Origin of the sequence: Pseudomonas sp. BN102 (assembly GCF_029871245.1) — a bacterium.
Taxonomy (GTDB): domain Bacteria; phylum Pseudomonadota; class Gammaproteobacteria; order Pseudomonadales; family Pseudomonadaceae; genus Metapseudomonas.
In genome coordinates this window covers 10,272-25,199 of the sequence record NZ_SSON01000063.1, presented here as the reverse complement: position 1 = coordinate 25,199, position 14,928 = coordinate 10,272, and the positions used below count along the sequence as shown (strand labels likewise).

General features: G+C 64.5%; 9 protein-coding genes and 1 tRNA gene. 4 read left to right on the top strand and 6 right to left on the bottom strand.

What is annotated here, in order from left to right; translation table 11 throughout:
• Positions 1-67 precede the first annotated feature (67 nt).
• The 3 genes from E8F12_RS12555 to E8F12_RS12545 are packed head-to-tail and all read right to left on the bottom strand — an operon-like array spanning position 68 to position 4,824.
• The gene (locus E8F12_RS12555; RefSeq protein ID WP_280325575.1) at positions 68-1,627 is read right to left on the bottom strand and encodes an FGGY-family carbohydrate kinase; all 1,560 of its coding nucleotides are present in this window, start codon (positions 1,625-1,627) and stop codon (positions 68-70) included.
• A gap of 24 nt (positions 1,628-1,651) precedes the next feature.
• Positions 1,652-3,226: a glycerol-3-phosphate dehydrogenase/oxidase gene (locus E8F12_RS12550; protein WP_280325574.1), complete on the bottom strand. Its 1,575-nt coding sequence runs from the start codon at positions 3,224-3,226 to the stop codon at positions 1,652-1,654.
• 2 nt (positions 3,227-3,228) lie between these two features.
• A complete protein-coding gene (locus E8F12_RS12545; RefSeq protein WP_280325573.1) occupies positions 3,229-4,824 on the bottom strand; it encodes an FAD-binding oxidoreductase in 1,596 nt (531 codons plus the stop codon).
• A 126-nt stretch (positions 4,825-4,950) separates the two neighbouring features.
• Here E8F12_RS12545 and E8F12_RS12540 point away from each other — a divergent pair, with 126 nt between their 5' ends.
• Complete coding sequence (locus E8F12_RS12540) at positions 4,951-5,973, top strand: AraC family transcriptional regulator (RefSeq protein ID WP_280325571.1); 1,023 nt, start codon at positions 4,951-4,953, stop codon at positions 5,971-5,973.
• Between the two features lie 71 nt (positions 5,974-6,044).
• Here the strand turns inward: E8F12_RS12540 and glp are convergent, their stop codons facing one another.
• Both glp and moaB read right to left on the bottom strand, forming a co-directional pair.
• Positions 6,045-7,259 carry a gephyrin-like molybdotransferase Glp gene (gene glp / locus E8F12_RS12535; RefSeq protein WP_280325570.1) on the bottom strand — a complete coding sequence of 405 codons (1,215 nt, stop codon included), beginning with the start codon at positions 7,257-7,259 and terminating at the stop codon, positions 6,045-6,047.
• Positions 7,256-7,795, bottom strand: coding sequence for a molybdenum cofactor biosynthesis protein B (gene moaB / locus E8F12_RS12530; protein ID WP_280325568.1), 540 nt, complete (start codon positions 7,793-7,795; stop codon positions 7,256-7,258). Before moaB ends, glp begins: the two co-directional genes overlap by 4 nt.
• Positions 7,796-7,862: 67 nt before the next feature.
• Here moaB and mobA point away from each other — a divergent pair, with 67 nt between their 5' ends.
• From mobA to E8F12_RS12515, 3 genes are all read left to right on the top strand, one after another.
• Complete coding sequence (gene mobA / locus E8F12_RS12525; protein WP_280325567.1) at positions 7,863-8,450, top strand: molybdenum cofactor guanylyltransferase MobA; 588 nt, start codon at positions 7,863-7,865, stop codon at positions 8,448-8,450.
• Positions 8,451-8,530: 80 nt separating this feature from the next.
• Positions 8,531-8,752 carry a YgdI/YgdR family lipoprotein gene (locus E8F12_RS12520; protein ID WP_280290734.1) on the top strand — a complete coding sequence of 74 codons (222 nt, stop codon included), beginning with the start codon at positions 8,531-8,533 and terminating at the stop codon, positions 8,750-8,752.
• Between the two features lie 173 nt (positions 8,753-8,925).
• A tRNA-Pro gene (locus tag E8F12_RS12515) sits at positions 8,926-9,002 on the top strand.
• A gap of 109 nt (positions 9,003-9,111) precedes the next feature.
• On the opposite strand, the gene E8F12_RS12510 is transcribed toward E8F12_RS12515, so the two are convergent.
• Positions 9,112-14,898, bottom strand: coding sequence for a calcium-binding protein (locus E8F12_RS12510; protein ID WP_280325565.1), 5,787 nt, complete (start codon positions 14,896-14,898; stop codon positions 9,112-9,114).
• Positions 14,899-14,928 lie beyond the last annotated feature (30 nt).

Here is a 14,928-nt window from a genome sequence, read left to right as displayed (position 1 = left end):
GTTCTTGCAGGAGCGAGCGTGCTCGCGAAGGAGCTTTGAGCCGTACCTTTCGCGAGCAAGCTCGCTCTTACGCCGGATAGCCCGTGATATCGCGAATCTTCCGGTACAGCGGCCGCAGCTGCTTGTACATCCCCTGGTAGACCTCCCGATACAACTGCTCGTAGGTCCGCTGGGCCTGCGGATCGGGCTGGAACACCTGCCCCACTCGCGTCATGGCGCGGATCGCGGTGGGGAAATCCGGGTGCAAACCCAGGCCTACCGCGCAATCGATGGCCGCGCCCAGGCCCGAGGTTTCGTAGACATGGGGCCGCTCCGCCGGCAGGCCGAAGATATCCGCGGTCAGTTGCATGGCGGCATCACTCTGCGAACCGCCGCCCGACACCCGCAGCCGGGTCACCGGCGTGCCGGAACGTTTCTCGATCTGCTCCTTGCCCTGGCGCAAGGCGTAGGCCAGGCCTTCGAGGATGGCGCGGTAGAGGTGAGCCCGGGTATGCACGTCGCCGAAACCGATGATCGAGCCCTTGGCCTCCAGCCCCGGCTCGCGGATGCCCGGTGACCAGTAGGGTTGCAGCATCAGCCCCATGGAGCCGGGCGGCACGCTGTTCACCAGTTCGTCGAACAGGGCCTCGGGCTCCACGCCCAACTCCTGCGCCCGCTGCATCTCGCGCAGGCCGAACTCCTGCTTGAACCAGCTGACCATCCAGAAGCCCCGGTAGATCATCACCTCAGTATTGAAATGGTCGGGAATGGCCGCCGGATAGGGCGGGATCAGCGGAATGGTTTCCAGATACTTGCGCCGGGTGGTGTTGATGGTCGCCGTGGTGCCGTAGGACAGGCAGGCGACACTGGGCTCCACCCCACCGGCGCCGAGCACCTCGCAGGCCTTGTCGGCGCCGGCGGCGATCAGCGGCAGACCTTCCGGAATCCCGGTATGGCGACTGGCCTCGGCGGTAATGCTGCCCAGGCGCTCACCGGGCTTGAACAGCTCCGGCAACTGCTCGCGGCGGACCGGCATGGACTGCCATTTCCAGTCCCGCGGCGCAGCCCATTGCAGGCGCTTGTAGTCGAAAGGCAGGTAAGCGACCTGGCAGGCCACCGAATCGACGAAGCGGCCGCACAGACGATGGCTGATGAAGCCGGAGAGCAACAGCACCTTGTGGGTCCGCGCCCAGATTTCGGGCTGATTCTGCGATACCCAGTTGGCCTCGGCCTGGGCGCGGAAGTAGTCCACGGTGGCCGTGAGTCCGATGGCCTTGAACAGCCAGCCCCAGGGTCCCTCGATGCGCCCGCGCACCTCGGCCTGGCGCTGGTCCAGCCAGAGAATGGCCGGGCGCAGAGCCTTGCCCTGTTCATCTACATTGATCACCGTGCCGCGCTGGGTGGTAAGGGACACGCCGCGAATCAGCCGGCGGTCGATGTCCACCGACGCCCAGAGCAGGCGGCAGGCCTCGCCCAGGCATTCCCAGTAGTACTCGGGGTCCTGCTCCGCCCAGCCGGGCTGCCTGGAATAGTAGGCCTCGAGCGGCACTTTGCCCTTGCCGACCAGGTTGCCCTCCAGGTCGAACAACAGGGCCCGCACGCTCTGGGTTCCGTTGTCGATGGCCAGCAGATAGCTCTTTTCGCTCACATTGCGTCCTTGTTCTTTTTCTTGTCAGGTCGGCAGGCTGTAGCAGCGCTGCCAGAGCGCCAGGTAGCAGGCCTCTTCCCGGGCCCAACGGGCATCGTCCCAGCCCAGCAGTGGCTGGCACAGGGCGCGGATGCGCGGCAGCTCGGCGTGGGCGCCCCGGGGCAACAGGAGGCCGAGCCGGGTACGGCGCAGCAACAGGTCGTCCAGGTGCAGTACCAGCTCGCCCTCAGCAGCCCAGGCCAGTTCGGCCCAGAGGGTTTCGGTGGGTCCGACCCGCTCGTTGCCCAGCAATCCTACCCAGCGCGCCAGTTCGGCCTGGGCGCGCCCATGGCGGCCCGCCAGGCGCAGGCGCTGACTGGGTGAAAGCCCGGGCGTAGCGGGCGCCTCGCAGGGCGCGAAGACCGCGCTGCCGTGATCCTCCAGGCTGCGGCCGACGAAGTTGGCGCAGGCTTGCAGCACTTCCAGGGCCAGCAAGCGGAAGGTGGTCAGCTTGCCACCGGCCAGGGTCACGCAGCCCGGCTCCACCCAGAGGATATGCTCACGCTTCTCATCCGATGGCTTGAGCCGCGTCTCTCCGTTGCCCACTACCGGACGCACGCCTGCCCAGGTGGACAGCACATCGTCGCGGCCGATCCGCGCCGACGGGAACTGCAGGGCGCAGGCCGCCAGCAGATAGTCCACTTCCGCTTCGCTAATGCGCGCATCCTGGTCCAGCCCATCCTCGTGGTCGAGGTCGGTGGTCCCGATCACCGTCGCGCCTTCCCAGGGGAAAACGAAGACCGGACGCCCGTCGGCCGGGTGCATGAAGCTGATGGCGTGGGCCAGCGGCAGACGCCAGCCGGGCAGCAGCAGATGACTCCCGCGCAGCGGGCGGATTTGTTCCGTGCCCTGGACATCGCGCAGGCGGTCGGCCCAGGCGCCGGTCGCCAGGGCCACGGCGCGGGTACGGAAGCTGAAACGCTGGCCGCTTTCCACGTCCTCGGCCTCCAGGCCGTTCACCCTGCCCTGCTCCCGCCGCAGCGCCAGCGCACGCATGCCGTTCAGGGCCTCGCCGCCTTCCGCCCGGGCTTCGCCCAGCACCCGCAGCACCAGCCGGGCATCGTCGGTGACCGCGTCGAAGAACCGCGTACCGCCCAGCAAGCCACCCTCGGTCAGACCGGGCACCAGATAGCGCAGTTGCTGCAGCGGGTAATAGAGATGATTGCGTCGCCCGGCCAGGGCGTCGTAGAGCGCCAGCAGGCCGCCGAACACCTTGGGCCCCGGGAAGCCGCCGCGATGGGGCATGACGAAGCTCAAGGGCTCCACCAGTCCCGGCGCCTCGGCCAGCAGGCGCTGGCGCTCGCGCACCGAGGCGCGGGTGAGCGCGAACTGGCCCTTGGCGATATAGCGCAGGCCGCCGTGAACCATCTTCGAGGAGCGGCTGGAAGTGCCCCAGGCGAAATCCCGCTGCTCCAGCAGCAGGCATTTCCAGCCCCGGCGCGCCGCTTCGCGGAGGATGCCAGCGCCGCAGATACCGCCGCCGACCACTATCAGGTCCCAGTCGCGGCTGGCCAGCTCGGGCAACGCCGCGGCGCGCCAGTCGGCATTCCAGGTGCTCATCGTCAGTCCTCGAGCAGCACGCCGGGGGCCAGGCGCCCCTCGGGGTCGAAATGCCGCGCCATGGTGCGCAGCGCGGCCATGCCCAGCGGGCCTTTCTCGGCCGGCAGCCAGGGCGCGTGGTCGCGGCCGACGCCGTGCTGGTGGCTGATGGTGCCGCGGTTCCGCGCAATCACCTCGCTGGCGGCCGACTTCAGCTTGCGCCAGCGCGCCAAGGCCTCGGCGTAACTGCCGCCCGGCCGGTAGACGTAGGTGGTGTAGATACTCGAACCCTCGCCATAGACGTGGGACAGGTGAGTGAATACATGCACCCGCTCGCCCTCCTCCGCCAGGCCGTTGCGCAGGCTTTCCTCGACCCGCCCGAGCAGGTTGTCGACGTTGACCCAGTCGGTGGCGGTTTCCAGAGTGTCCACCACGTAGCCGGCACTCCACAGGCCGTGACGCAGGTAGGGGAAGCGAAAGCGGTTCTCCGCCCACTTCCTGCCCAGTAGCGTGCCGGTGAAGACGCCGCCGAAGCCCTTCAGCAAGCGCTTTGCCTGTTTCAGCGAGGCGGCGTTCTGGGTGCGACTGCCGGTGACCCCGAAAGTCAGCATGCACTTGCCTGCCGCGGCACCGCGCAGGGCCAGGTACTTTTCCAGCAGGGCGATCTGTCCCGGGTGGCCGGCCAGGGCCAGTTGGGTCTCGGTTTCGATGGCGTTGGATAGGCGCAACATCGACAGCGGTACCCGCGCCTGGGCCAGGCTGCGGATACCCTTGAGCGCCCGCTCCCAATTGGGCATGAAGACCGCGTAGAAAGACTCCTGCTCGGCCAGTCGGCTGACCCGCACCCGCACCTCGGAGATGACCCCGAAGCGCCCTTCCGAGCCCAGCACCAGCTCGCGCAGGTCAGGGCCCGCCGCGGAAGCCGGGAAGGTGGGCAGTGCCATGGACCCGGCGAAGGTTTCCAGGGTGCCACCCGCGAACAACTGCTCGATGCGGCCATAGCGCAACGACTGCTGGCCGCTGGAACGGCTGGCCACCCATCCGCCCAAGGTGGACAGCTCCCAGGACTGCGGAAAATGGCCAAGGGTGTAGCCCCTGGCCCGCAGCTGGCTTTCCACCTGCGGGCCACTGGCGCCTGGGCCGAAGGTGGCGATCAGGCTTTCTTCATCCAGTTCGAGGAGGCGGTTCATGCGCTCCAGGGAGAGGGTCAACACCGGCCGCTCGCCGGCCTGGGGATTGATATGCCCGGCCACCGACGTGCCGCCGCCGTAAGGAATCAGCACCAGGTCGCGTTCGGCGGCCAGGGCCAGCAGCTGGCGGATCTGCTCCGGGGTTTCCGGAAAGGCGACGCCATCGGGGAACTGGCCGAACTCACCCTCGCGCATCGCCAGCCAGTCCGGCAGGCTCTGGCCACGGGCGTGGCGCACACGGGTTTCGACATCCAGGCTGATCAGCGGATGGGCATCCAGCCGCGAGGCCGGCACTCGCGCCAGCACCTGCGCCAGAACGGCGTCGACCAGGGGCTGTCCGGCGCCTATGCGTTCGGCCAGGAAAGCCGCTCCATGGGCGGGCAACTCCACCACCGTTGCCTCATCGCCCCAGCCATTCCAGCGTCGCATGCCGTTCTCCTTGTTCGGGTTGTTTCGAAGGCTTTCGATGATTGCCTATACTAGCCAGCCGCCCAAGGGCGTCACTGTCGGATCCGGACAGTAGCCATCGCCAATCAGGACATAACAAGAAAACACATGCACTCGCTCGGCTATACCTCGGTTCCCGCCCTCCTGAAATACCTGCGCCATGCCGAACAGTTGGGCCTCGACCAGGCCACCACCCTCGCTGCCGCCGGCATCCGCGCCGAGGACCTGGCGGACAACGGCCGGCGCTTGCCCAGCGAAGCCCATGAACGCCTGCTCGGCCACCTGATCCGCGAATCCGGCGATGCCCTGTTCGGTCTGCATTCGGCGCGCTACGTGCAGCCGGGTTCCTGGAGTGTGCTGGGCTACATCACCATGAACTGCGCCACCCTGGGCGAAGCCATGAGCCGCATCGCGCCCTACGAGAAGCTGGTGGGAGACATGGGCGTGAGCCGCATGGAGGCCGACGGCGAACTGGTGCGGATGATCTGGAGCTGCCGCCATCAGGACCCGGCCATCCGCCGCCATATGGTGGAAAACGTGCTGGCGTCCTGGCTGCTCTATGCGCGCTGGATCGCCGACATGCAGCGCTCGCCGCTGGAGGTCTGGCTCGAGCACGCCCAACCCGAGGCGACGCGAGTCGAGGAATACGAAGAGGTGTTCGGCTGTCCGGTGCGTTTCGAACAACCCTGCAACGCCCTGCTGGTGCCCCTGGATTACCTGGCCGTGCCCTTGCGCCAGGCCGACGCCAACCTGCTGCGCACCCTCGAAGAACACGCGCTGGCGCTGATGGCCGGGCTGGATAACGACGAGCCGCTGCCGCAGCGGGTGAAGAATGCCCTGCGCCTGCTGATGAAGGACGGCCTGCCACGCAAGGAACGGGTGGCGGAGAAGTTCCACATGACGGTGCGCACCCTCCAGCGCCACCTGCAGCAGGCCGGCACCAGCTACCAGCAGATACTCGACGAATTGCGCCGCGAGCTGGCCGAGCACTACCTGCTGCGCAGCGACCTGCCGATCCAGGACATCGCCTGTTACCTGGGCTTCACCGAGTCCCGCTCCTTCCACCGCAGTTTCAAGGCCTGGACCGGGCAGACGCCGGGGGAGTATCGGGAGGCGAAGCGGCAGGGTTGAAGACAGGGGCGGGAAAATCTTGTAGGGGCGAATTCATTCGCCCCTACAGGTGATGCACTCGTCCGGACGCGCTAGGCCTGCAACTCACTCAAGGGAATGAAGCGCAGGCTGTCGCCCTCGGCCAGCGTGGTGCCTTCCAGCACCTCCACCAGCCCCTCGGCCCAGGCCGCGCTGCGCAGCACGCCGGAGCTCTGGTTCGGGTAGATCACCGCCCGGCCGTTCTCCATCCGCGCGCGCAGGTACTCCCGGCGATTGCCCGGCTTCTTCCAGGTGAAGCCGGCGGGCACCGCGAAGCCCAGCGGCTCCACCTCCACCACGCCGAGGCGGCGCAGCAGATAGGGCCGCGCCAGCAGGCCGAAGGTCACCAGGGTGGAGGCCGGGTTGCCCGGCAGGCCGATCACCGGCACCCCACGGAAATGCCCGAAGGTCAGCGGCTTGCCCGGTTTGATCGCCAGCTTCCACAGCGCCAGTTCGCCTTCCTCGCGCAGGGCCGCACCGAGGAAGTCCGCCTCGCCTACCGAAACACCGCCGGTGGAGAGGATCAGGTCCACCTCCGCCAGTCCGGCCAGGGCCTGGCGGGTCAGCTCCAGATCGTCGGCGAGGATGCCGGCATCCACCACCGCGCAGCCGAGGCGCTTGAGCCAGGCGATCAGCAGACTGCGGTTGCTGTTGTAGATCTGCCCCGGCCCCAGGGGCTGGCCGGGCGGCACCAGCTCGTCGCCGGTGGAGATGACCGCTACTACGGGCCGGCGGCGCACGCTGAGTTCGGCGGCCCCCAGGGACGCGCACAGGCCCATTTCAATGGGCCCCAGGCGGGTGCCGGCGGGCAGCACGGTTTCACCCGTACGGGTTTCCTGGCCACGCGGGCGCACGTTCTGTCCGGCCTTGAGGGGCTCCTGCAAACGCACCCGGCCATCGGCCAGGACCTCGACGTTTTCCTGCATCTCCACCACATCCGCGCCCTCGGGCAGCGGCGCTCCAGTGAAGATGCGCGCGCAAGTGCCCGGCTGCAGCGGCTGCGGCGCGCTGCCGGCGAGGATGCGTTGGCTCACCGATAGCGGCTCTCCCTGCCAGTCGGCCAGGCGCAGGGCGTAACCGTCCATGGCGCTGTTGTCCCAGGGCGGCAGGTCCAGGCCGGCCACCAGCGGCGCCGCCAGCACGCGGCCATCGGCCTCGGCCAGGGCGACGCGTTCAATGGCCTCGATGGGTGCCGCCTCGGCCAGCGCCAGCAGGCGCGCCAGGGCGTCATCCACCGGCATCAGGCCGGGATGGTCGCAGCCACTCATCCGCGGCTCTCGCAGGCCTCGGCCTGCTTCAGGTGCGGGACGAAGTTGCAGGGACGGTGACGGTTGTCCAACTGCTCGGCGAAGATGCCGTCCCAGGCGGTGCGGCAGGCATTGGTGGAGCCCGGTAGGCAGCACACCAGGGTGCCATTCGCCAGCCCGGCCAGGGCGCGGGACTGCATGGTGGAAGTGCCGATATCGGCCACGGAAATCTGCCGGAAGTATTCGCCGAAGCCTTCCACCTGCTTGTCCAGCAAGCAGGCGACCGCCTCGGGAGTACTGTCGCGGCCGGTGAAGCCGGTGCCACCGGTAATCAGCACCACCTGCACGCTGTCGTCGGCGATCCAGGTAGCGACCTGGGCGCGGATCTTGTACAGGTCGTCCTTCAACAGCACCCGTGCGGCCAGGTTGTGTCCCGCCAAGGTGAGGCGGTCGACGAAGAGCTGGCCGGAGGTGTCGGTCTCCAGGCTGCGGGTATCACTGACGGTAAGAACGGCGATATTGAGCGGCACGAATACCGCCTCGGCCTTGTGACTCATGGCAGGCTTCCAGTTGTTAGAGTGAATGCCTGGTGTTATATCACAGCGCCGCCCCGGAGACCGCGCCATGCCCGACATGCCTTTGCCGCCCTGCTCTATCCTGCTGCTTTGCGGCGGGCGCGGGCAACGCATGGGCGGCCGCGACAAGGGTCTGCTGGAGTGGCAGGGCCGGCCATTGATCGCCTGGCTGCACGAGCGCGTGCGCCCCCTCACCGACGACCTGATCATTTCCTGCAACCGCAATGCCGAGCGATACGCCGCCTGGGCCGACCAGTTGGTGCAGGACGACAGCCCGGACTACCCCGGCCCCCTCGCCGGCATCCGCGCCGGCCTGGCGGTGGCCCGCCACGAGCAGGTGCTGGTCCTGCCCTGCGACGCGCCGCTGGTGGATGACGCGCTGATCGACAGCCTGCTGCACGCCGCCTGCGAGCGGCCCGTCATGCTGCGCCAGGGAAAATTCTGGGAGCCGCTGTTCTGCGTCCTGCCCCGCGCCTTGCTACCCGCCCTGGACGCCGGCTGGCGGGCCGGAGAACGCAGCCCACAACGCATTTTTCGCCAACTCGACCCGGTGGCGGTGGACTGCCCCGAAGGCGATCCGCGCCTGGCCAATATCAATACGCCGGAGCTGCTGGGCGACAACCAGCTGAAGAATTGAAGCAGTTCGCTGGAACTTTGGACGGATGTCTCTCGTCTGAAACGTCGTACAACCAGCGTAATCATCTAAGGAGATGACAAATGAACCAGCGGATAGTCCCCGCTTTCCTGCTCGCAATGGGTCTTATCACTCTCGCCGGCTGCTCCTCGCCGAGCGTGATCACCCTCAATGACGGACGCGAGCTCCAAGTCGTGGACACTCCCGAATACGACGAGGACACCGGTTTCTACCAGTTCGAGCAACTCGACGGTAAACAGGCCAAGGTGAACAAGGATCAGGTCCGCACCATCAAGGAACTCTGATCCTCGCGGCCCGCTCCTGCACTTCTTGCTGAGCGGGCCCTCGCCTCCCCCGCCAATCCCCGCGCCACTCGCAGCCTCCCGCCTTCAGCCTGATCCCAGCGCAAAGAATTTAAAAAAATTTTCGCTAACCCCTTGTAGGCCAAAAGTTTTTCTGTAGAATGCGCGCCACACAACGGAGCGTAGCGCAGCTTGGTAGCGCGTCTCGTTCGGGACGAGAAGGTCGCTGGTTCGAATCCAGTCGCTCCGACCAAATCCCGAAAAACCCGCCTTTAAAGGCGGGTTTTTTATTGCCTGGGATTTTTCGTGAGGGGCCCGGGGCGCTCGAGCAAGCAGGTTTGCCGCTGATCCCGGGCCAACAATCACCGCCAGTTCGCCGCAATCACCGACGACAGTTCAGTCTGATAGCTAGCCGGCAGGGTGGTTTGTGCCGATCCAGGCGGGGCGAAGGCAGCCATCGCATTCACCAGGTTCTGTACCTGCCCATCCAACTGGGTAATGCCGTCTGTCGTGTTGAACACCTCCAGGTCATTCGCCGCCCCGACAGACCAGTCCCTGATCGTCAGCTTGTCGGAAGTACCCAGTAGCTTGATGTTCAGGCTGTTTGCAGAGCTCTCTGTTGGGCCGCTCTCGAGCGTGGCCTCGAGGCTATGGCTGTGCCCCAGGTCATAAGGGGCAGTGCCCGCACCGCTGGCAACCACGCTATCGCCTCCGTTACCGGTGGCGCCGTACAGCATCCGTGCTGGATCAGGCCCCACACCTTTCTGCTTGGGATTCGACTGCGCCCATGCGGAAAGCTGATCGCGGCTCCACTGGCTACCGTCAGCAAACTCGACATGGCTCAAGCGGTGATAGTCGGTATAGCCATAGGAGGCCAGGAACCAGCCGCCGATCGTGACCTGATCCTCGCCATTGCGATGCTGCAATACCAGGCTATCGCCCTCCCGACTGACCCCGATGTCGGCCGCCACGATGCCGGCGCCGAACTTCAGGACGTCGGTGTTCCACATGGCTTCCACCTCGATGATGGTGTCGTGCCCGTCGCCCAGATTGAAAAGATAGGTGTCGCTGCCGGTGTGGCCGTACAGGCGATCATCCCCAGCCCCTCCGATGAGGGTGTCGTTGCCCGCGCCACCATCGAAAGTATCGTTGCCGCCATACCCCTTCATTACGTCATCAGCGTCACTCCCGGCGAGCGTGTCATTGCCGTCACTGCCCCTTATTGCCGATGCCGCCCACAGGGAGAGCTGCTCGCGGCTCCACTGGATACCGTCGGCAAACTCGACACGGCTCAAGCGGTGATAGTCGGTGTAGCCATAGGAGGCCAGGAACCAGCTGCCGATAGTGACCTGATCCTGGCCATTACGATGCTGCAACACCAGGCTATCGCCCTGCCGACTGACCTCAATGTCGGCTGCCACAATACCGGAGCCGAATTTCAGGACATCGATGTTCCACATGGCTTCGACTTCGATGATGGTGTCGTGCCCGTCGCCCAGATTGAACAGATAGGTGTCGCTGCCGGTGTACCCGTACAGCCTGTCATTGCCGGTTCCGCCGTTGAGGGTGTCATTGCCCAGGCCACCGTCGAGGGTATCGTTGCCCAGCCCGCCGTCCAGATAGTCCTGGCCCACTCCGCCCAGTAGGGTGTCATCGCCATCGCCGCCGTGGAGCCTGTCGTCGCCAGCCAACCCATCGAGGTTGTCGTTGCCACTGAAGCCCTTCAGCACATCATGGGTGTCCCCTCCGATGAGCCTGTCGTTGCCGCTACTCCCCCTTACCTCCGATACCGCCCAGTTTGAAATCTGATCGCGGTGCCACCGGGTACCGTCGGCAAACTCGACACGGCTCAAGCGGTGGTAATCGGCGTAGCCATAGGAGGCGAGGAACCAGCCGCCGATGGTGACCTGATCCTCGCCATTGCGATGCTGCAATACCAGGCTATCGCCCTCCCGACTGACCCCGATGTCGGCCGCCACGATACCGGCGCCGAACTTCAGGACGTCGGTGTTCCACATGGCCTCCACTTCGATGATGGTGTCGTGCCCGTCGCCCAGGTTGAACAGGTAGGTGTCGCTGCCGGTGTACCCGTACAGCCTGTCATTGCCGGTTCCGCCGCTGAGGGTGTCATTGCCCGCGCCACCATCGAGGGTATCGTTGCCGCCAAACCCCTTCAGCACGTCATGGGTGTCACCTCCAATGAGCGTGTCGTTGCCATCACCAACGGAAAGATGATCGCGGCGCCACTGGCTACCGTCGGCGAACTCGACGCGGCTCAGGCGGTGATAGTCGGTGTAGCCATAGGAGGCTAGGAACCAGCCGCCGATGGTGACCTGATCCTGGCCATTTCGATGCTGCAGCACCAGGCTGTCCCCCTCCCGCTTGACATCGATGTCGGCTGCCGCGATACCGGCGCCGAACTTCAGGACGTCGGTGTTCCACATGGCTTCCACTTCGATGATGGTGTCGTGCCCGTCGCCCAGGTTGAACAGGTAGGTGTCGCTACCGGTATAGCCGTACAGCCTGTCTGTGCCGGCGCCGCCGCCGAGGGTATCGTTGCCGGCGCCGCCGTTGAGCAGGTTGTTGCCACGGTTACCCATCAATACGTTGTCCAGGCCGTTGCCTTGGCCATCGATGTCCTCATTCCAAAGTTTCAGCGGCTCGATGGTGTAGATCGCATAGCTGCCGGCGACATTTGCAGCCAGTCGGAACTTCTCCAGGCTCACAAAGCGGGTCATGTCGCTGACCCTCTGCCGGCCAGAGTCGGCAATGTAGAAGCCCAGCAACTTGCCGCTCGTCTCGCTGTAGGCAGCGCCGGTTACGGTCACCACATGGTTTACCGCGCCATCCGCCACCTGGGTCGGGTCATCCCACAGTACGCCTGCATTGACCGCGAGGATGACGCCGCGCCCGCTGCGAATCAGGTTGGCAACACCCTGCTCGTTGTAGCCGGCCAGCAGTTCGTTGCGGATGCCGTAGCGGTCGAGGATCGCCTGCTGCTGAGCGAAGTTCGAGCCACCACGTTCATGGGCCGGCCGAGCCGCGTCGCTCACAGTCCAGCGGTTGTCGATAGCCAGTTTGACCACCTCGCCCTCGGTCGTCGGGCGGTCGGACTGGGTCAGCAGGTTGGCGATCGCCGTCAAGGCACAGGTGCCGTGGAAATCAGGCACGGCATCGCCCTGCATGTAATCGAGTTCATATCGCTTCGGGTAGCCGTACACCAGCGTACGCTCGCCATCCACCAGGCCTTTCTCGGCCTTGGCAAAGTCCAGCAGGATGAGGTTTTCCACGTTGGCCGCCAGCGCATGGCTGATGCTGCTCTGCACCGTGTCCACACCGTCTCCGGCCAGTTCGATGACCTGGTCACCGACATTGTCGACGTAATAGGTATCGTCGCCGGCGCCGCCGATCATGATGTCCTTGCCCGTGACGCCATCGAGGATGTTGTTGCGGCTGTTGCCGATCAGCTTGTTGTCCAGGGCATTGCCGGTGGCATGGATGTCGAAGCCCTCCACCAGGCGCAGCTCCTCGATATTGGCATTGAGCAGGTAGTTGGCGCTGCTGATTACGGTGTCGTAGCCCTCGCCGGCATGTTCGAGGATGACGTCGTTGACGCTGTTAACGATGTAGGTGTCGTTGCCCTTGCCGCCCTCCATCAGATCGCTGCCGGCACCGCCATCCAGGTAGTCGTCGCCGAGACCGCCGAGCAGGGTGTCGTTACCCGCTCCGCCATACAGCCAGTCATTGTCCGTCTCACTGCCCCCCAAGCTCTGCTTGCTTTCATTGTCCGCGGTGAAGCCCACCAGCAGATCGTCGCCGTCACCGCCATAGAGCACGTCATTGCCCACCTGGCCAAACAGCCGGTCGTTGCCCTCCCCGCCGTAGAGCAGATCATGGCCATCGCCGCCTTGCAGCTCGTCGTTACCCGTATCCCCAAACAACGTGTCGTTGCCCAGGCCGCCAAGCAGCAGGTCATTACCAGCGCCGCCGTGGAGGGTGTCGTCATCGGTTTCACCGGCCGACAGGCTTTGCTTGGCCTCGTTGCTACCAGTGAATCCCTTCAGCAGGTCGTCGCCATCGCCGCCCCATAGGATGTCGTTGCCGGCCTGGCCGAACAGTCGGTCATTACCCTCCTCCCCCAGCAACTGATCATGACCATCGCCGCCCTGCAGTTCATCGTCGCCCGCGCCGCCAAACAGGCTGTCATGGCCTTCGTTTCCGGCCAGGAAGTCATTCTCCGTGCCGCCATCGAGCAGGTCATTGCCCAGGCCGCCATAGAGGCTGTCCGCGCCGGCACCGCCGAAGAGCTGATCGTCATCGCTTTCGCCCGGAAACAGACTCTGACTCGCCTCGTTGAACGCGTTGAAACCGATCAGCAAATCATCGCCGGCAGCACCCCAGAGGACGTCGTTGCCGGCCTGGCCGAACAGTCGATCGTTCCCGGCCTCCCCCAGCAGTTGGTCATGGCCGTCACCACCCTGCAGTTCGTCATGGCCATCTCCGCCAAACAGAATGTCGTTACCCGCCTCGCCCAGCAGCTGATCATTGCCCTCCCCGCCATCCAGCAGGTCGTTGCCCAGGCCACCAAGGAGGAGATCGTCGCCGCGGCCACCATACAGGCTGTCGTCCCCCGCCTCGCCGCTGAGCCCGTCATCGCCATCGGCCCCATGCAGCACATCATTGCCATTGCCGCCGAACAGCTTGTCATTGCCTATGCCGCCGTCCAGGTAGTCGGCGCCGTCATGGCCCTGCAGCTCATCGTCCCCTTCCTCGCCGTACAGGCTGTCGTCGCCGGCGTAGCCGAGCAGAAGGTCGTTGCCGGTACCGCCCCAGATGCTGTCGTTGCGTACACTGCCACCGACAACGTCATTGCCCCCGCCACCGAGGAAGTTCACCAGCAACGCGCTGTTGATGAAGGCGTACTGGGCGTAGTAGTTGGCATCGAAGCGGTCGTCGCCGTCGGTACCGATCAGGTAGGTCTGGTTCTGGAAATTGACTTTGACCTGAGTGGGCTTCCAGATGACCAAGGCCGCTTTGCTATTGAATATCTGATCCGTATCCCGCAATGCCCGATAGTTGCTGCCCGGCACAGGCCTCGTGTGATCGGGCTGGGCCGGTACGCCGACATGCTCGTTTGGCCGGCCCGGTGTCGCAGGATTCCAGGCAATGCGGGCGTTGCCACGGGTGTAGAAGCCGTAATCGGTTTCGCGGACCAGCGATAGCCCTGACTTGCCGAGGCTCTGCAGTTCCCCCGTGTCGATCACCCCGTTTTCATTGAGGTCCGCCCAGGCCCGCAGCGACCCCAGCTCATCGCCACTCAACCTGCCATCGCGATTCGCATCCAGCGCGGCCAGCGTCGCAGCCGACTGGGCGTTGCCGGCGCTGTCGAGCAGCACCGGGGTCTTGCTGGCAATGGAGGGGGCATTGTCGGTGGCCGGCGTGCGTGATTCGTAGAAAGCGCCTATGGGCGTGTAGCGCAGGCCGCTAGTGTCGAGTTTGAAATCAAAACCTGGAGACTTGGAACCCTTGAAGGAGTTGACCAGTGTGGTGGAGAACCACTTGGTGAAATCGTTATACAACCCCTGGCCGATCTGAGCGGTTTTGTACCACTTGCCAGCTTGGTACTCGACATCTAATGCCTTTGCCAAGGAGAACCGGTTATTGGGTGAGGACAAGTGCTCCATGGACACTCGGATTATCTGCTCATAGCCACCGAGCCATATGCAGGACTTTGCATCCTTGTCTTCGTAGTACTCACCTCGACGCTTCAGGTCGTCGCGAATAATAGTCGCACCATAATTCATGAATAGCTCATTGAGTTTTCCAACATTATCGGCAGGAAATAATTTCCCTTGAAAACCCTTTTCATTATAACCAATCGCCTTTAGTGATGAGTAAGCAAAATCAACACAACTATTTTTCAGGAGATGATATTCATCGCCATTAAAGCCAAACGCCTTTGGGCTATTCGAGAACGAAAGCAATATATCATACTGCTCCTTAGACAAATCCAAAGTAACTTCATACACCGTTTGCTGATATCCCTTGTCGTCATACGGCGTAACGCGACCAGGGCCAAAAATCTCTTCCCGCTCCGAAGAGAACCCAAAACTTTTTTTGTTGACCCCATCACTCAGGCTATACCACATGTGCCCACCCGAGGATGAGTGTTCGTCGCC